The 17,459-nt window shown below is 66.8% G+C and carries 18 protein-coding genes; 15 read left to right on the forward strand and 3 right to left on the reverse strand.

Annotated elements, in window-relative coordinates; genetic code table 11:
* Positions 1 to 154 precede the first annotated feature (154 nt).
* The 5 genes from N416_RS0120230 to N416_RS0120250 all read left to right on the forward strand — a co-directional run bounded on the left by N416_RS0120230 (position 155) and on the right by N416_RS0120250 (position 6,752).
* Entirely contained in the window at positions 155 to 1,036 is an 882-nt protein-coding gene (locus tag N416_RS0120230; protein ID WP_024443915.1) for an SDR family NAD(P)-dependent oxidoreductase, read from the forward strand.
* Complete coding sequence (locus tag N416_RS0120235) at positions 1,036 to 2,418, forward strand: SRPBCC family protein (protein WP_024443916.1); 1,383 nt, start codon at positions 1,036 to 1,038, stop codon at positions 2,416 to 2,418. Before N416_RS0120230 ends, N416_RS0120235 begins: the two co-directional genes overlap by 1 nt.
* The gene (locus N416_RS0120240) at positions 2,415 to 4,259 is read left to right on the forward strand and encodes an NAD(P)/FAD-dependent oxidoreductase (protein WP_024443917.1); all 1,845 of its coding nucleotides are present in this window, start codon (positions 2,415 to 2,417) and stop codon (positions 4,257 to 4,259) included. The genes N416_RS0120235 and N416_RS0120240 overlap by 4 nt, the downstream gene beginning before the upstream one ends.
* Positions 4,260 to 4,365: 106 nt before the next feature.
* Entirely contained in the window at positions 4,366 to 5,319 is a 954-nt protein-coding gene (locus N416_RS0120245; RefSeq protein WP_024443918.1) for an SDR family NAD(P)-dependent oxidoreductase, read from the forward strand.
* Positions 5,319 to 6,752, forward strand: coding sequence for an aldehyde dehydrogenase family protein (locus tag N416_RS0120250; protein ID WP_024443919.1), 1,434 nt, complete (start codon positions 5,319 to 5,321; stop codon positions 6,750 to 6,752). The genes N416_RS0120245 and N416_RS0120250 overlap by 1 nt, the downstream gene beginning before the upstream one ends.
* 13 nt (positions 6,753 to 6,765) lie before the next feature.
* On the opposite strand, the gene N416_RS0120255 is transcribed toward N416_RS0120250, so the two are convergent.
* Positions 6,766 to 7,779, reverse strand: a complete 1,014-nt coding sequence (locus tag N416_RS0120255) for a ferredoxin--NADP reductase (RefSeq protein WP_024443920.1) — start codon at positions 7,777 to 7,779, stop codon at positions 6,766 to 6,768.
* 71 nt (positions 7,780 to 7,850) lie between these two features.
* Here N416_RS0120255 and N416_RS21980 point away from each other — a divergent pair, with 71 nt between their 5' ends.
* From N416_RS21980 to N416_RS0120305, 10 genes are all read left to right on the forward strand, one after another.
* Positions 7,851 to 9,293, forward strand: coding sequence for a class I adenylate-forming enzyme family protein (locus N416_RS21980; protein WP_036458777.1), 1,443 nt, complete (start codon positions 7,851 to 7,853; stop codon positions 9,291 to 9,293).
* Entirely contained in the window at positions 9,278 to 10,183 is a 906-nt protein-coding gene (locus N416_RS0120265) for an acyl-CoA dehydrogenase family protein (RefSeq protein WP_024443921.1), read from the forward strand. The genes N416_RS21980 and N416_RS0120265 overlap by 16 nt, the downstream gene beginning before the upstream one ends.
* Positions 10,170 to 11,255 carry an acyl-CoA dehydrogenase family protein gene (locus tag N416_RS0120270; protein WP_024443922.1) on the forward strand — a complete coding sequence of 362 codons (1,086 nt, stop codon included), beginning with the start codon at positions 10,170 to 10,172 and terminating at the stop codon, positions 11,253 to 11,255. Before N416_RS0120265 ends, N416_RS0120270 begins: the two co-directional genes overlap by 14 nt.
* 19 nt (positions 11,256 to 11,274) lie before the next feature.
* A complete protein-coding gene (locus N416_RS0120275) occupies positions 11,275 to 12,042 on the forward strand; it encodes an enoyl-CoA hydratase/isomerase family protein (RefSeq protein ID WP_024443923.1) in 768 nt (255 codons plus the stop codon).
* 8 nt (positions 12,043 to 12,050) lie between these two features.
* The gene (gene meaB, locus N416_RS21985) at positions 12,051 to 12,920 is read left to right on the forward strand and encodes a methylmalonyl Co-A mutase-associated GTPase MeaB (RefSeq protein WP_036458779.1); all 870 of its coding nucleotides are present in this window, start codon (positions 12,051 to 12,053) and stop codon (positions 12,918 to 12,920) included.
* 21 nt (positions 12,921 to 12,941) lie between these two features.
* Positions 12,942 to 13,535: a TetR/AcrR family transcriptional regulator gene (locus tag N416_RS21990; protein ID WP_036458782.1), complete on the forward strand. Its 594-nt coding sequence runs from the start codon at positions 12,942 to 12,944 to the stop codon at positions 13,533 to 13,535.
* A 119-nt stretch (positions 13,536 to 13,654) separates the two neighbouring features.
* Entirely contained in the window at positions 13,655 to 14,398 is a 744-nt protein-coding gene (locus N416_RS0120290; protein ID WP_024443924.1) for a hypothetical protein, read from the forward strand.
* A complete protein-coding gene (locus tag N416_RS0120295; protein WP_024443925.1) occupies positions 14,395 to 15,153 on the forward strand; it encodes a hypothetical protein in 759 nt (252 codons plus the stop codon). Before N416_RS0120290 ends, N416_RS0120295 begins: the two co-directional genes overlap by 4 nt.
* Before the next feature lie 22 nt (positions 15,154 to 15,175).
* Positions 15,176 to 15,778 (forward strand): cytochrome c oxidase subunit 3, encoded by a 603-nt coding sequence (locus tag N416_RS0120300; protein ID WP_081654645.1) that lies wholly within the window; start codon positions 15,176 to 15,178, stop codon positions 15,776 to 15,778.
* Between the two features lie 6 nt (positions 15,779 to 15,784).
* On the forward strand, positions 15,785 to 16,084 hold the full coding sequence (locus N416_RS0120305) for a cytochrome C oxidase subunit IV family protein (RefSeq protein ID WP_024443927.1): 300 nt from the start codon (positions 15,785 to 15,787) through the stop codon (positions 16,082 to 16,084).
* Here the strand turns inward: N416_RS0120305 and N416_RS0120310 are convergent.
* Both N416_RS0120310 and N416_RS0120315 read right to left on the reverse strand, forming a co-directional pair.
* Positions 16,072 to 17,148 (reverse strand): dihydrodipicolinate reductase, encoded by a 1,077-nt coding sequence (locus tag N416_RS0120310; RefSeq protein ID WP_024443928.1) that lies wholly within the window; start codon positions 17,146 to 17,148, stop codon positions 16,072 to 16,074. The genes N416_RS0120305 and N416_RS0120310 overlap by 13 nt on opposite strands.
* 20 nt (positions 17,149 to 17,168) lie before the next feature.
* A partial coding sequence (locus N416_RS0120315; RefSeq protein WP_024443929.1) for an aldehyde dehydrogenase family protein occupies positions 17,169 to 17,459 on the reverse strand: 291 nt, incomplete at its 5' end.

The raw sequence follows: 17,459 nt of genomic DNA on the forward strand, positions 1-17,459 counted from the left end.
CGACAGGCCCGGAGTCCTCGCTCTTGACTCTGCGCTCGCCGCTGCGGAATAGTGTTCTTCTGAAAGAAGAATGACGTATGTTGTCCGGACAAATCCGCGATCTCGGTGCCCGGCGGGCATCCGAATCGCGGGCTGTGCCAGGTGAAAGCGGGTCATGGCGGATCATTGCACTCCTCCCAGCCTGTCGAGCGATTTCAACCTCCTGGACCTTCGCGGCCGGATCGTGGTGGTGTCGGGCGCCGGCGGCGGCGGGATCGGCACGACGATCACCGCGATGGCCGCCCAGGCGGGAGCCACCGTGATCGCGGTGAGCCGCTCGCAGGAAAACCTCCGCGAGCACATCACGCCGCTGGCCGAGCGGGGCCTGGCGGTGATACCCGTGGCCGCCGACGCCTCCACCGACGAGGGTGTCGCCACGGTGCTCGAAGTGGCGCAACGTGCCGACGGCCAGCTCTACGGACTGGTCAACGTCGCCGGTGGTGCAGAGCCGGCGACCTGGATGCCGTCGACCCGGGTGGCGCGCGCCGATTGGCGAAAGATCTTCACCCACAACTTGGAGACCGCCTTTTTCATGAGCCGTGCAGTGGCTGCCGCGCTGGTGGCCCAGCACCGGCCGGGCTCGATCGTGTCGATCTCCTCGATCAGCGGGATGAACACCGCGCCGTTCCATATCGCCTACGGCACCGCGAAGGCCGCGATCGTCGCGATGACCCGCACCATGGCCGTCGAGCTGGCCGCGGCCGGCATTCGGGTCAACGCGGTGGCTCCGGGAGTCACCAACACCGCAGCCTCGGCCACCTACACCGACGATGACCCCGATCGCGACCTGCAGGCGATCGCCATGGGGCGCCGCGGGCGGCCCGAGGAGCAGGCCGGGCCGATCCTGTTTCTGCTCTCGGACCTGGCCGGTTACATCACCGGGCAGACCTTGCTGGTCGACGGCGGGCTCAACCTCAAGTGGAGTCACCTCGACTCCGACAACACCTCGCTGTTCCTCAAGGACGACACCTTCCGCGCCGCGATAAGGAGGATGTGATGACCGATCCGGTTCAGGGTTCCGACGAAGAACTCGCACGTCCGGTCACGATCGGTGTTGAGGCCTACACGTGTCCGAACTACGCGCGTGCCGAGCGAGACAAGTTGTGGCGCAAGGTATGGCAGCAGGTCGGACGGGTCGAAGATCTACCGGAGGTGGGCAGTTACCTCACCTACGACATCCTCGACGACTCGGTAATCGTCGTCCGAAGCGGGCCGGACGCCTTTCAGGCTCACCACAACGTCTGCATGCATCGTGGCCGCCGACTGGTCGACACCCCCGCCGGGGCGAAGAACGCCTGCGCGCGCACCCGCAAGTCGTTCGTGTGCGGTTTCCATGGCTGGACCTACGGACTCGACGGCGCCTGCACCCATATTCGCGAACAGGATGACTGGCAGGGGACTCTGACGCCTGCGAACACTCATCTGCGCTCGGTGCGAGTCGCCACCTGGGGCGGCTGGCTCTGGATCAACATGGATCCCGACTGCGAATCGTTGGCCGACTACCTGTTCCCGGCCGCGAAGATCCTCGAACCGTTCGGCCTGGAGAACATGCGCTACAAGTGGCGAAAATGGCTGGAGTTCGACTGCAACTGGAAGGTCGCCATGGAGGCCTTCAACGAGACCTACCACGTCTACACCACCCATCCGGAGTTCAACAGGTTCGGCGAGTTCAAGGGCTGGGCGCGGGTGCAGGGCAAGCACAGCAACCTCGGTTACGACGCTCCCGACGATCTGGAGGCGACCAAGTCGAAGATTCGGCTGGGGACCGGCGCCGATCCGCGGGTGTCGACCGCGGAGATGCAGGTTTACACCATGGAGGAGACCAACGCCACCACCACCGCCACTCTGGTGAACGCCGCCAAGCGACTGGTCGACGAGCTACCCGAGGGCACCCCGGCCGAGAAGGTCCTCGAACACTGGCTCGCCTCGGCGCGGCGCGACGATGCCGCCCGCGGCGTCATCTGGCCGACGATTCCCGCCGACGTGCTCGGGCAGGCCGGCACCGCATGGCAGATCTTCCCGAACTTCCAGATCGGCCAGGGGCTGACCAGTGCCCTGTGCTACAGCGCTCGGCCGCACCCCAGCTACAACCCCGACAAGTGCATCTTCGAGGTCTCGGTGTTCGAACTCTTTCCCAAAGGTGAAGAGCCGCGGACGGAATGGGAGTACACCCCGGTGGGCGACCCGGGCTGGCGTTCGGTTCTCCCGCAGGACTTCTCCAACATGGCGGCGGTGCAGCAGGGAATGAAATCCCTCGGCTATCCCGGCGCGAAGCCCAATCCCTACCGGGAGCGCGCCATCGTCAACCTGCACCACCAGTTATCGAAGTACATGGGCGCCGGTGCACCCCAAGAAATCCCGACAGGAAACGATCGATGACGGACTGCGCGCCGACCCGGACCCCGGACGACTTCGACATCGAGGCGCTGCGGCGCAAGTACGCCGCCGAGCGTGCCAAGCGCGTTCGCTCCGACGGCTCGCAGCAGTACCTCGAACTCAAGGATGACTTCGTGGAGTTCGCCGAGGTCGATCCGCACACCGCGGTGACTCCGCGGGAACCCCTCGACGCCGACATCGAGGTGGTAGTCCTCGGTGGTGGCATTGCCGGACTGCTCGCCGGCGCCTATCTGAAGAAGGCCGGCGTGGCCGACGTGCGGGTTATCGAGATGGGCGGCGACTTCGGCGGTGTCTGGTACTGGAATCGGTTCCCCGGAATCCAATGCGACAACGACGCGTACTGCTACGTTCCGCTGCTCGAAGAACTCGACTTCATCCCGTCCAAGAAGTTCGCCGACGGCGCCGAGATCTTCCAGCATTGTCAGAACATCGGAAAGCACTTCGGCCTCTATGACGGGGCGATCTTCTCGACCCAGGTGCGCACCGCCCGCTGGGACGAGGAGATCAAGCGCTGGCGGCTGACGACGAACCGGGGCGACGACTTGCGGGCGCGTTTCGTGGTGATGGCGCAGGGGTCCTACAACCGGCCCAAGTTGCCCGGCATCGCCGGCATCAAGGACTTCATGGACGCGGGCGGCCACGTCTTCCACTCGGCCCGCTGGGATTACGACTACACCGGCGGTGACGCGAACGGTGGCCTGGACAAGCTGGCGGACAAGCGGGTAGCTCTGGTGGGCACCGGCGCGACCGGGGTGCAGCTGGTTCCGCACCTGGGCCGAGACGCCAAACAGCTCTATGTTTTTCAGCGCACGCCGTCGTCGGTCGACTTCCGTCGCAACGAGCCCACCGACCCGCAGTGGGCCGCGTCGCTGCAACCGGGTTGGCAGGCCGAACGCAAGCGCAACTTTCACCGCTGGTCGCCGTTCGAAGGCGTGGTGTTCGACGCCCCCGATATGGTGTGCGACTTCTGGACCGAGTTGGGGCGCAACCTGACCGCTCGTATCGGCGCCAGCCCCGACCCGACGGCTCTGAGCGTCGAGGAGATCATGGCGATGCGGGAGGAGGAGGACTACAAGATCATGGAGCGGCTGCGTCGCCGCATCGACGGTATCGTCGAGGATCCGCAGACCGCTGAGGCGCTCAAGCCGTACTACCGCTTCATGTGCAAACGCCCGACCTCTAGCGACACTTACCTGCCCGCGTTCAATCGGCCCAACGTCACGCTGGTCGACGTGGCCGAATCCAAGGGTGTCGAAAAACTCACGGAGAAAGGCATTGTCGCCGGCGGCGTCGAGTACCACGTCGACTGCGTCATCTTCGCCAGCGGTTTCGAGATATCCACGGAGATCAGCCGTCGGTACGCGATCGACGTGATCGAGGGCCGCGACGGGGTATCGCTGTTCGACCACTGGCGCGACGGGTACCAGACCCTGCATGGGATGACCAGCCGCGGGTTCCCCAATCAGTTCCACACCGGCTTCATTCAGGGCGGTGTGTCGGCCAACACCACCGCGATGTTCGAGCAACAGGCCGAGCACATCGCCTACATCATTGCCGAGGCTGTCAAACGGGAGGCGACGGTCGTCGAGCCCAGTGCGGAGGGACAGAACGCCTGGGTCAACACCATCCGTGAGTTGGCATTCGACAACTCGGCCTTCGACTTATCCTGCACACCAGGCTATTACAACAACGAGGGCCGCGGATTCGGCGACGCCAGCCGCTCGTTCTTGGGTGAGGTCTACTCGCCGGGCTTCTACGCCTTCGATGATCTGTTGAGGCAGTGGCGCGACGCCGGCGACCTGAAAGGCCTGGATCTGCAGTGACATCGACGTCGAGGGCTACGACACTGCCGATACGAGAACGCAGCGAGCGGATCGAAACTTCCGTACTGGCAGACCGGATGCTGCACCGAACCGAGGAACCGTTCGCTTGAGCCGACACCGGACTGCGGGTCTGAACTTCGATGGCCGTGTTGCCGTCGTGACCGGTGCCGGGCGGGGACTGGGTCGCGCCTATGCGCAGCTGCTGGCGCAGCGAGGTGCCGCTGTCGTCGTCAATGACACCGGTGGTGACCTCACCGGCGACGGCCTGCACGCAGGCCTCGCCGAGCAGGTGGCCGCCGAGATCCGTGATGCGGGCGGCGCCGCGGTGGGCTGCACCGCGTCGGTCGCCACACCCGAGGGCGGGGCGGCCATCGTCGACGCAGCGCTGAAGCGCTACGGGAGGGTCGACATCCTGATCCACAATGCCGGAAACGTCCGCCGGGCGCCGTTACGTCAGATGAGTTCGCACGACTTCGAGGCGGTCCTGGACGTGCACCTGCGTGGCGCGTTCCATGTGGTGCGGGCGGCCTTCGGCGCCATGTGTGACGCAGGCTACGGTCGCATAGTGCTGACCTCGTCGATCGGCGGAATCTACGGCAACGCCGATGTGGCCAACTATGCGGCCGCGAAGGCGGGCGTGATCGGGCTGAGCAACGTCGCGGCGCTGGAGGGCGCGGCTCACGGAGTCCGCTGCAACGTGGTGGTCCCGGCGGCGGTGACCCGGATGGCCGAGGGGATCGACACGTCGGCGTACCCGCCGATGGAACCCGAGCTGGTGGCGCCCGTGGTGGGGTGGCTGGCACACGAGTCCTGTTCGGTCACCGGTGAAGTGTTGATCGCGCTGGCCGGGCGGGTGGCGCGCGCCGCATTGGTTGAGAGTCCCGGTGTTTACCAACCGTCCTGGACGATCGAGGACATCGACGCGCGGATCGAGGCGATCCGCGACGTCACCGAGCCGGTGAGCTTCCCGGTGGTGCCCGACGGGCACGCCGCGCATATCCGCTACAGCTTCGGGATGGCCCAATCAGACGGAACCCAAGTAGTCGAAGGAGAGTTGTGATGCGCGATTACACCCAGTTCTACATCGACGGCCGGTGGGTGGACCCGGCCGAAGCGAAGACGCTCGACGTCGACAATCCGGCCACTGAAAAGGTCTGCGGGAAGATCGCACTGGGCTCGGCGGCCGACGTCGACCTCGCGGTCGCGGCGGCCCGGCGGGCCTTTGACAGCTGGTCGCAGAGCAGCCGCGCGGAGCGGCTGGAGCTGCTGCAGGCGATCCTGGCCGAGTATCAACGTCGCAGCGGCGATCTTGCCGACGCGGTGAGCGAAGAGATGGGGGCACCACCCAGCCTGGCCGCCGGAGTCCAGGTCAATCTCGGGGCGGGTCACCTCGTCACCGCGATCGATGCCCTGAAGAACTTCTCGTTCAGCGAGCAGCGCGGTGACACCTTGGTGGAACGCGACCCGATCGGGGTGTGCGGTCTCATCACACCCTGGAACTGGCCGCTGAACCAGATCGCGGTGAAGGTGTACCCGGCGTTGTCCACCGGCTGCACCATGGTGCTCAAGCCGTCGGAGGTCGCGCCGTTCTCGGCCTACGTCTTCACCGAGATCATGCATGCCGCGGGTGTCCCGGCCGGCGTGTACAACATGGTCAACGGCGACGGCCCCGGGGTGGGGGTGGCGTTGTCGCGGCACCCGGACGTCGACATGGTGTCGTTCACCGGCTCCACCCGCGCCGGCGTGGCGGTGGCGGAGAACGCCGCACCGACCGTGAAGCGGGTGACCCAGGAGCTGGGCGGCAAGAGCGCCAACATCGTGCTCGACGACGACGCGTTCGTCGACAGTGTCACCGCCGGGGTTTCGACCATGATGGTCAACTCCGGGCAGAGCTGTAATGCCCCGTCGCGGATGCTGGTGCCGAACTCGCGCATGGACGAGGCCATCGCGATCGCCCATGCGGTCGCCGAACAGGTCAAGGTCGGCGACCCCGTCGATCCGAAAGCGATCGGTCCGGTGGCGTCAGCGGCGCAGTTCGCCAAGGTGCAGCGCCTGATCGAGCAGGGTATCGCCGAGGGCGCTACGGTCGCCGCCGGCGGCGTGGGCCGGCCGGACGGGATTGAGACCGGCTACTTCGTCCGGCCGACTGTCTTCGCACGGGTGACGAACCAGATGACGATCGCGCGCGAAGAGATCTTCGGCCCGGTGCTGTGCATCCTCGGCTATGACGACCTCGACGAGGCCGTCGAGATCGCCAACGACACCGAGTACGGCCTGGCCGGCTACGTCTCGGGCGCCGATCTCGACGCCGCGCGGGGCATCGCCCGCCGGATCCGGGCCGGCTGGGTGGCGATCAACCACGCTTTCGACCTGAACGCACCGTTCGGCGGCTACAAGCGCAGCGGCAACGGCCGGGAGTGGGGCGACGCCGGATTCCACGAATACCTGGAGACCAAGAGCACTTTGGGCTACGGGGTGGGTGCCGCCGGCTGAGATGGCGCCCGCGCTATTCGTAGTGCACGGTGATCGAGCCGCCTTCGGGAAGGGCCTGGCAGGTCAGGATGTAACCGTCGGCCACTTCGTCGTCGTCGAGCACGGTGTTGTTGAGCATGGTCGCGCTGCCCTCGGTGATCTGGGCGATGCAGGTGCCGCAGTTGCCCGCCTCGCAGGAGAACGGCGGAGCCAGTCCGGCGCGGCGGGCGCTCTCCAGCAGGGTCTCGCGAGGGACCCGCGGCACCGATTCCTTCTGGCGCCCCAGGTGGATCGTGACGGTCCCCGACACCTCGGTGTCGGGCGCCGGGGCCGCCGACGACGGGGCCGGCGCCGGGACGGTCGCCACATCGAAGTCCTCGATGAACAGCCGGCCCGGACCGGGCCAGGCCGCGCGCACCACATCCATGAATCCGGCCGGCCCGCACACGTAGCAGTCCGCGCCGGTGTCGGCGCCGACGAATTCCGTGACCGCCGTGGCGTCCAGGAGTCCGTCGTCGGCGTCGCGGTGGCGGTGCACGGACAGTCGCCCGGGGTAGCGGGCGGCGAGTTCGTCCAGCGCGCGTTCGAAGATCGCCGCGGTAGCGTCCCGATCGGCGCAGAGCAGTCGCACGGCGCGGTCGGTGGTCGCCAGTGCGCTCTTGGCCAGCGAAAGGATGGGAGTGATCCCGCTGCCGCCGGAGAACGCCAGCAGCGGAGCCGCCGACTCTTGCAGGCAGAAGGTCCCCGCCGCGCGGGTCATGACCAGCTCGTCGCCTTCGGCGACGTTGTCCAGCAACCAGTTCGACACCTTGCCGCCGGGAACACGCTTGACCGTGGTCGTCAGCTCGGTGTCGGTCTCTGGCGCGCTCGACATCGAGTAGGACCGGTACAACTCCTCGCCGTCGACCCGTACCTGGAACGTCGAATACTGGCCGGCCCGGTAGGGAAACGGTGTCTCGTGGGGCGCCAGCACGAAGGTGTAGGCGTCGGCGGTCTCTTTGACGATGCGCGTCACGGTCGCTCGCTGGAAAACATGAGTGACCGCCATGCCCACCCCTTCTGGTTTGCGTTCTTCACTTGAGAGAATACTATTCTCTCAAACCGATAGGATCTTCTCAAATGTCGCCAGGATCGTCCACAGCAGTGCTTGCGTTCGAGGATCGGCAGTGGCGGCTGCCCGAACTCGACGCGCTGGCCGGCGACCTGGCCGCCGTGCTGGCGACCGACGGCGTGCGCACCGGAGACCGGGTGGCGCTGATGTCATCGAATCGCCCGGAGTTCGTCATCGCGGTGCGCGCCATCTGGCGCCTGGGTGCGGTCGCCGCCCTGATCAGCCCGGCCTGGAAGCGCGACGAGGTGGCGCACGCGCTCGCGCTGGTGCAACCCCGGTGCGCCCTCGGCGACCACCCGGTACTGGCCGAGCTGATGCCGATGCGGCACCTCGATGAAGTGATGGCCGAGATTCCGGCCGCCACCTGGGAGGGTGATCCACCGCAGGCCGGCTCCGACGCGCTGCTGGTGTTCAGTTCCGGCACCACCGGGTTGCCCAAAGCCGTCCGGCACACCCACGCCTCGCTGGCCGCGGCGGTGGGGCACTGGCGGGATGCCTTGGGGCTGAGCGCCGCCGACCGGATCCAAGTGGCGACACCGCCGTCGCACATCCTGGGGCTGCTCAACATCCTGACCGCGCTGCAGGTCGGGGCGTGGGTGCGGTTGCACCGCCGGTTCGACATCGACGCGATGCTCACATCGATCGGTACCGACAAGATCACCGTGGAGATGGCCGTGGCACCGATCGCCCTGGCCATCGCCGCGCATCCGGACCTGGAATCATTCGACCTGTCCTCCCTGCGTTTCATCATGTGGGGTGCCACCCCGGTGACCGCGGTCGTCGCGGACACCGTCACCCGGCGCACCGGCGTGCCGTTTGTGCCGGCCTACGGCACCAGCGAACTGCCGGTGATCGCCTGCAATCCCGTCGATGGGGCGCGACGCAACCTGGCGGTTCCGGACACCGTGGGCCGGCCCGTGCCCGGGGTCGAGCTGAAGGTGGTGGACCTGGATGCCGACGATGCCGACCCCGAGCCGTTGCCGCCCGGAGCTCTCGGCGAGATCCTGGTCCGGTCCGAATCCCTGATGGCCGGCTACCTTCCCGCCTCGGCGACCGCAGAGGTGGTGCGCGACGGATGGTTTCATACCGGCGACGTGGGCTACCTCGACGCCGGCGGCCGGTTGCGGATCACCGATCGCTGCAAGGAGATGATCAAGGTCCGCGGCTTTCAGGTCGCCCCCGCCGAGATCGAGGCGGTGTTGCACGAGCACCCGGCGGTCGCTGACTGCGGCGTGTTCGGGGTGCCCGACGAGCGTGACGGTGAGGCCGTCGTCGCCGCGGTCGCACTGCACGCCCCGGTCAGCGCCGAGGAACTGTGCGCGCTGGTCGGCGACCGCCTCGCGTCCTACAAGCGGCTGCGCCGGGTGGTGTTCGTACCTGAGATCCCTCGGTTGCCTTCCGGAAAGCTGTTGCGCCGACTACTGAAGGAGCGCCTATGGATGTCCGGCTGAATGCCGAGCAGCGTCAACTGCGAGACGCCTCGGCCAAGCTCGCCGACGATCTGGGGCCGGGCTCGGTGGCCGACCTCGACGATGCGAGCCGGATAGCCCGCCTGGAACGCGCCGTCGAGCAGACCGGCTGGCGCGCTTTACGTTCCGACGGCGCCTCGGGAGTCGAGGTGGCGATCGTCGCCGAGGAGTTCGGGCGCGGCCTCATCGATGTGCCGTTCCTCGGACCGGTACTCGCCGACGACCTGCACCGCCGGGTTGCCCTGGGCGAGGACCCGACCACCGTTGCGGTCGGTGACACCGCCATCGACGCCCGCGGTGCCGCGAAGGCGGTGACGGTACGCGGTCGCACGGTGCTGACCGCCCCCGTCGGCGCGCTGCGCACCAGCGCCGACCTGACCCGGCCCGTCGCGGGTCTTGCCGGTGCGCCGCAGCGGGTCGGTGAGCTCGGCGCCGAGGACGCATTGCGGTGGCAGGCGCTGGCGCTGGTGACGACGTGCGCCGATCTGGTCGGCACCGCGCGTGGTGCGCACGGTCTGGCATGCGATTACGCCAAGCTCCGTGAGCAGTACGGCAAACCCATCGGGTCCTATCAGGCCATCGCACACCTGCTCGCCGAGGGACTGGCGCTGATCGAGGGCTCGGTGAGCGTGCTGCGGCACGCGGCCTGGGCGGTTGACGAGGCGCCCGCGGCCGACGCGGTGCGTGCCGCCCGGATCGCCAAGATCTACTCGGCACGCACCGCGCGGACGGTCTGCGAGACCGCGATCCAGGTGCACGGCGGCATCGGCAACACCTGGGAGTGCGCGGCGCACGTCTACCTGCGGCGGGCGCTGACTTCGACCGGCCTGTGGCCCGTGACGATAAGGGAGATCGCAGATGGACTTTCGTGATTCGCCCGCCGAAGCCGACTTCCGCAGCAGGCTTCGGGCCTGGCTGACGGAGCGCGCCGGTACCTTCCCCGCCGCCGGCGACGACGAATACTGGGCGCGCCAGGGTGAGTGGCATCAGGCACTGTATGCGGGCGGATTCTTCGGGGTGTCCTGGCCGCGGGAGTACGGCGGCCAGGATCTGCCGCCGGTCTATGACGTGATCGTCGACGAGGAGCTGGCGGTCGCGGGCGCCCCGCCGCGGCCGAGTCTGGGGTATCTGGTGGTCGGGCTGGGCCGGCACGCCAGTGACGAACTGCAGCAACGGTTCCTGCCCGGCATGATCGACGGCACCCAGCGCTGGTGCCAGGGCTTCTCCGAACCCGGGGCGGGTTCGGATCTGGCATCGCTGACCACCACGGCGACCCGGGAAGGCGACGACTACGTCATTCACGGGCACAAGATCTGGACCAGTTACTCCGATGTCGCCGACTGGTGTCTGCTGCTGGCCCGCACCGACAAGGACGCTCCCCGGCATCGCGGTATCTCGGCGTTCGTCATCTCGATGCACCAGCCCGGAATCGAGCAGCGGCCGTTGCAGATGATCAACGGGGTCACCACGGAATTCGGCCAGGTGCTGTTCGACGGTGCGCGGGTGCCGGCGAGTCAGATGATCGGGGCTCCAGGGGAGGGCTGGGCGCTGGCGATGACGGTCGTTGGTCATGAGCGCGAACCGTCGACCCTGGGATACTCGGCGCGCTACGGCAAGTTGGTGCGCCAGATGGCGAACCGTGTACCGGGGGACGTGCCGGAGGAATTGGCCTGGGCAGCAGTCGAAACCGAGATGCTGCGGTTGCATGTGCGCCGGCGGCTCTCCGAACAGCTCGACGGCCTCTCGCACGGGCCGGAGGGTTCGTTGGACAAGCTGCTGATGACCTGGGTGGAGCAGTCCGTCGGCCACGCCGCGCTGGCGGTCGGCGGGGTCGACGACCCGGACCTGCTCAGCGCCTACCTGTACAGCCGTGCCCAGAGCGTGATGGGCGGGACTTCGCAGATTCAGAAGAACATCATTGCCGGCCGAATACTGGGGTTGTAGACCCGCGAAGGAGTCTGACATGTACGACATGCCCGCCGAGATCGACGTGCGCGCCGAGGGACCGCTGCGGATCATCACGCTGAATCGCCCCGACGCGCTCAATGCGGTCAACGATGCGCTGCACACCGGTCTGGCGAAACTGTGGCCCCGGTTGGAGGAAGACGACGAGGCGCGGGCGGCGGTGCTGACCGGCAGCGGGCGGACGTTCTCCGCCGGAGGCGATTTCGCCTACCTCGACGAACTCCGCCGCGATGAGAAGCTGCGTGCCAAGACGATCGCGCACGGCCGCGATATCGTGCTGGGCATGGCACGCTGCCGTACCCCGGTCATCGCGGCGGTGAACGGCCCCGCTATCGGCCTGGGTTGCAGTCTCGTGGCGCTGAGCGACATCGTCTACATCTCGGAATCGGCCTACCTGGCCGACCCGCACGTGCAGGTGGGTCTGGTCGCCGCCGACGGCGGCCCGCTGACCTGGCCGTTGCAGATGAGTCTGTTGCTGGCCAAGGAATACGCCCTGACCGGAGCACGTATTCCGGCGGCCCGGGCAGTGGAGCTGGGTCTGGCCAATCACGTAGCCGAAGATCCGCTGGCGGAAGCGATTTCGTGTGCCAAGCGAATCGCTGAGTTGCCTCGCCAGGCGGTGGAGAGCACCAAACGGCTGCTCAACATCCACCTGGAGCGTGCGGTACTGGCCACGCTGGATTTCGCCAATATGGCCGAAGATCAGTCCTTCAAGACCGACGACTTCGCGGCTATCGTCGATCGGCTCACCGCGAACAAGAACTGACGGTACCGATGACCATTGCCGAGTTGCTGGCCGCGGCGCGCGGGGGCTCCGTCCGCGCCACCGGCCGGTTGCTCAGCTTGGTCGAAAGCGGCCGGCGGGCCGAAGTCCTGGCCGCCGTGGGGCCGGCGGCCGCGCGCGTCATCGGGGTGACCGGGCCGCCGGGGGCGGGCAAGTCCACCACGATCGCTGCCCTGGTGGGGGCTTACCGACAGCGCGGCCTGCGGGTGGCGGTGCTGGCCGTCGACCCGTCCTCGCCGTTCAGCGGCGGGGCACTGCTGGGTGATCGCATCCGGATGGCTGCCCACATCAACGACCCGGAGGTGCTCATCCGGTCGGTGGCGGCCCGCGGCCACCTGGGCGGACTGGCCGAGGGGGTGCCCGCAGCCCTGCAGCTGCTCGCCGCGCTCGGCTTCGACGTGCTGCTGCTGGAAACGGTCGGGGTGGGCCAATCCGAGATCGAGATCGCCGCGATCGCCGATCCGACAATCGTGGTGCTCAATCCTGGCGCCGGTGACGCGGTCCAGGCCGCCAAGGCCGGATTGCTGGAAGTCGGCGACATCGTGGTGGTCAACAAGGCCGACCGCGAGGGTGCCGAGCAGACCGTGCGCGACCTTCGGGTCGAGCTGATGCACACCGGCGCACCGATTCTCACCCTGATCGCTGCGCGCGGCGACGGTCTCGACGAGTTGGTGGACACCATCGAAGCCCATCACCGCACCGACAGCCGGGAGCGTCGGCTGGCCCGGGCCCGGGCGCAGATCCTGTCCTTGGCTCAGACCCGGTTGCGCACCCATCCCGCGCTGGACCGGCTCACCGAACAGGTTGTCGACGGTGCCGATGATCCCTACTCCGCGGCGGAGCGGCTGTTGTCTGACTAGCCGACTGGCTACTCTCATCGCATGGCTTCCACTCCGGCCGCTGCCCAGTTCCGCTTCATTCCCCGCAGCGCGGCGCAGACGCGCATTCTCGACGCTGCGCTGCAGTTGATCGGCGAACACGGCGTCGGCGGAACGTCGTTGCAGATGATCGCCGACGTGATCGGGGTGACCAAGGCGGCGGTCTATCACCAGTTCAAAACCAAGGATGAGATCGTCGTCGCGCTCACCGAGCGGGAATTGGGGGCGTTGGAGGACGCGCTGGAGGCCGCCGAGGCCGAGCAGAGTCGGCCGCGGGCTCGAGAAGTGTTGCTCGACGGGGTCATCGACATGGCGGTGCGTAGGCGGGGTGCGGCCAGCACCCTGCAGTTCGATCCGGTGATCGTCCGGCTGCTGGCCGAGCATCAGCCTTTTCAAGAGTTCATCGCGCGGTTGTACGGGGTGCTCGTCGGCGAAGCCGGCGACGACGCCGTGGTGTCGGCGGCGATGTTGTCCGGTGCCATCGCTGTTGGGGTGATGCATCCACTGGTGGGCCACGTCGACGACGACACGCTGCGTGCCCAATTGCTGCGACTTACCAAGCGCTTCATCGAGGCGCCGGACGGCGCCGGAGGGTGAAGGCCATTGACCGTGAGATAGCCGATCGGCTATCTTTCGGGTAGTCGATCGGCTAGGGCGGTTCGGTCCCGACGGCCGCCCGGCTGGTGTCGCCGGGCGAGCAGCGGAGGAATCACGCCATGCAGATGATCGCTGAGGCGGAGGAGACTCCGCAGGCCACCGCATTCCGGGCGCAGTTGGTGCTGCTGTGGTCGGGTCCCGCGGTCGGCGCGGTGTTGCTCGTGCTGTTCGCGACCTTCCCGGGGTTCTTCCCGCCGATGTCACCGACCATGTCCGCGGCGCAGGTTGCCGAGTTCTATGACCAACACCGATCGTGGATCCGTCTCAGCATGGTCGGATTCAACCTGTGCGGGATCATGATCGTGCCGTTCCTGGTGCTGATCGTGGGCCAGATGAAACGGATGTCCACCCAGAGTCACGTGTTCGCCTACGGGTATCTGGCCGCGGTGGTCAGCGGGGCGACGCTTTTCGCGCTGTCCAACATCTTCTTCGGGGTGGCGGCCTTTCGGTCCGATCGCAGCCCCGAGGTGATCGAGGCGCTCAACGACCTGGCGTGGATGTCGTTCATCGCACCTGTCGGGATGATCGTCGGCCAGTTCGCGATGTTGGCTTGCGCCGTCTACGCCGACCGCGGTCCCGATCCGGTGTTCCCGCGCTGGGTGGCCCACCTGTCCGTGATCACCGCGTTGGCCATGCTGCCGTCGGTCGCCGCCACGGTGTTCAAGACCGGGCCGTTGGCCTGGGACGGTCTCATCTCGTTCTGGGTGCGTAACGGGGCCTTCGCGGTGTTCGTGTTCGCGATGTTCTTCGCGCTACGAGATGCCCTGTATCGGCAGGGCGTTGCCGAGGGTGTGCTGCGGTGAACGTCGCCACCCTGCTCTACGGCGACAGCAATATCGAAGCCACCCCGCCGCCCGGTGCGGGCAAACCCGATGTGCGCGTGGTGTGGTGGATCTTCGTGGTGTTCTACGGCCTGATGGGCCTGGGGGTGTGTCTGCTCGGCCGGGTGACACCGCCACCAAGACCCGACGTGGGCCCGGAGGCGATGCAGGCCTGGTTCGCCCAGCACGCGATGACCATGCACTTCGGCTTCGTGTTGTTGCTTGCCATCACCGGTGGGGCTGCGATCTCCAACGGCCTGGTCGGCTACCACATGATGCGGATGACATCGGGCAAAGTGTTGGCCTACGCCTACGTCGGCGGCATGGCGGTGGGAGCCGTCCCCGGCTTCCAGATGGTGATTCTGTGCTACTCGCTCGGGGCGTTCCGTCCGGACCGTGACCCGGAGATGGTGCGGTTCTTCTACGACCTGGGAATGTTGTCCTACAACGGCTCGCTGGGTTGCTTCACCGCCGCGTACTTCAGCCTGGCCATCGCGATCTTCTATGACAAGAACAACATCTTCCCCAAATGGTTTGCTTACGTGAGTATCTGGCAGATCGTTACCGAGGTGATCGCCAGCCAGATGTGGCTCTTCGACTCCGGTGCGTTCGCTTGGAACGGGGTCATCACGTTCTACATCGCCGTCGTGGTGTTCTGTGTCTGGCTGGCGGCGTTGATCGTATTCCTACAGGTGACGGGCGCCCGCGAACCCGTCGATTCACCACCGATCGTCTGACTCTCCGGCTGGAGGCGCATTGATGACTGACCAGAAAGCACCGACCGTGCGTCGGCTGGGGGCCGCCGGACGGCGCCCAGCGACTCATCTGCCCGGTGACGGGCACATGTGGTTCATGGTGCTGGGTGATCTGTTCATCTTCGGTAGTTACTTCGTGGCGTACATAGTGTTCCGGGCAACGGCTCCCGAGGAGTTCCTGGCCGATCAGCAACACCTCAACGTCACCCTCGGCGTCGTCAACACCATCGTGTTGATCACCAGCTCGTGGCTGATCGTCGAGAGCGTGCACGCGGCTCGGGACGGCAATCGGGCCGGCGCCATCGACCTGGTCCGCGGGGGAATGTTCTGCGGTGTGGTGTTCGCGGTCATCAAGGTCTATGAATGGACCGCTGAAATCCAAGCGGGATACACCAATTCGAGTACATTCTTCAGCTTCTACTACGTCCTGACCGGGGTGCACCTGTTCCATGTGGGTCTGGGCCTGATCATTCTCGGCGTGGTGATCCGCGACCTGCGCAATCCGCACCGGGCCCGGATCAGCATGGTCGAACAGGGCGCAACCTATTGGCACATGGTCGATCTGCTCTGGGTCGTGATATTCGCACTGCTCTACGTGATGAGGTGAATCGGCGTGACCGCACAGCCAGAATCGATACTCGAGCACCGGCCGGAGCGCCTGACCGCCGCCACCTGGCTTGTCCTGGTGGCCATCACCGTGCTGGCCTGGTGGCTGGCTCCGGGGCACAGTGCCGGCCCTGTCGAGCCCAGCATCCCGATCACCGTCACGGTGATCGCACTGTCGGCCGTCAAGGCCCGGTTGATCATCCGCAACTTCATGGAGGTGCGCAGCGCACCGATCTGGTTGCGCCGCACCACCGACACCTGGCTGGCGGTGCTGTGCGCGGCCGTGCTGGTGATCTACCTGTGCTGAGCGGGAAACCGGGGCAGGTTCAACGGCAGATCGTTGTAGGTGGCTATCCCGGGTTCGGCGGCGACGACGGCCGGGATGGCGTTGATCGGCGGCATCGCGGTCATGATGTGGCCGAGCTCGAAGAAGTCGTCCAGGGACTTGGCCGAGGCGATCAGGTCGGGTGGCGGAGTGAAGCCGACCTGCATGTTGACCGTTGGCCGGCCGTCGACGGTGATCTTCCAGCCGTCGCCGCCGAGCTGCCAGTCCGGCTCCAGCGTTTGACCTTTGCGCCACCGCACGTTGATGTCGATGACGCATCTGCCATTGACGATTCCCTGCCAGCTGGCGAACACCCCGGCCACCTGACCGGCCCGGATCGTCCATGAGGCCATCGGGAGATCCGCGGTGGTCTGGGCGTATTCGCAGGAGCAGGTGATCTCGTCGAGTTCGACGCCCATCGCGTCGGCGAGCAGCCGGACCGCCTCGGCGAAGACCGCCGTGCCGCGCGCGGCCATGGGTTCCAGCTCCGGGTCATCGATCGCGGTTCCGAAACCCACCGGCCGTTCGGTGTCGGGGGAGTCGTAGAGGGTGGTGTCGGCCGTCTCGGTGATGGTGATCTTGTCGACCCGGTCGCATGCCGTCGCCGCCACGATCGCCAGCAGTTCGGCGAAGCCCGGGCTGACGCCGGAGCCGAACAGGGTGGACCCGCCCTTGCGGCACGCCTCGTCGAGCCGGGCACGGTCGTCGCCGAGGTTATGCCCAGTGATGAAAGACGCTGACGTCACGACGTTTACGCCCGCCGACAGGATCTGCACCAGCTCATCGACGTTGATCCACATCGGGTTGTAGACCACGCAGTCGGGCTTGAGTGCCAGCAGCGCCGCGGCGTCGTTGGTCGCGGTGACGCCGAGCGGGTCGATGCCGGCCAGCTCGCCGGCGTCGCGGCCGACTTTGTTGTCCGACCAGGCGAAGAGGCCGACGAGTTCGTAATTGGGGTTGCCGGCGATCGCCCGGACGGAACTCTTGCCGACGTTGCCGGTCGTCCACTGGACGACCCGGTAGGGGGAGGCGGGTGAGTCAACCATGTCGTTATCGCGTTCCGCGGCTACATCTGCGCCCAGACGATCTTGGTCTGAAGATAGGTCTCGATGCCCGCCTTGCCGGATTCGTAACCCCAGCCGGACTGCTTGTATCCGCCGAACGGCATCGAGTGGTCGAACTGCATCTGACAGTTCAGCCCGACCGTTCCCGCCTTGAGCCGCTTGGCCAGTCGATGGGCCCGGCCCAGGTTGGACGTCCACGCGGTGGCGGCCAGTCCGTAGCTGCTGTTGTTGGCCAGGGCGATCGCCTCGTCGTCGTCGTCGAACGGCAGGATCGTGACCACCGGGCCGAAGAT

Source organism: Mycobacterium sp. UM_WGJ (assembly GCF_000455125.1).
Classification (GTDB): domain Bacteria; phylum Actinomycetota; class Actinomycetes; order Mycobacteriales; family Mycobacteriaceae; genus Mycobacterium.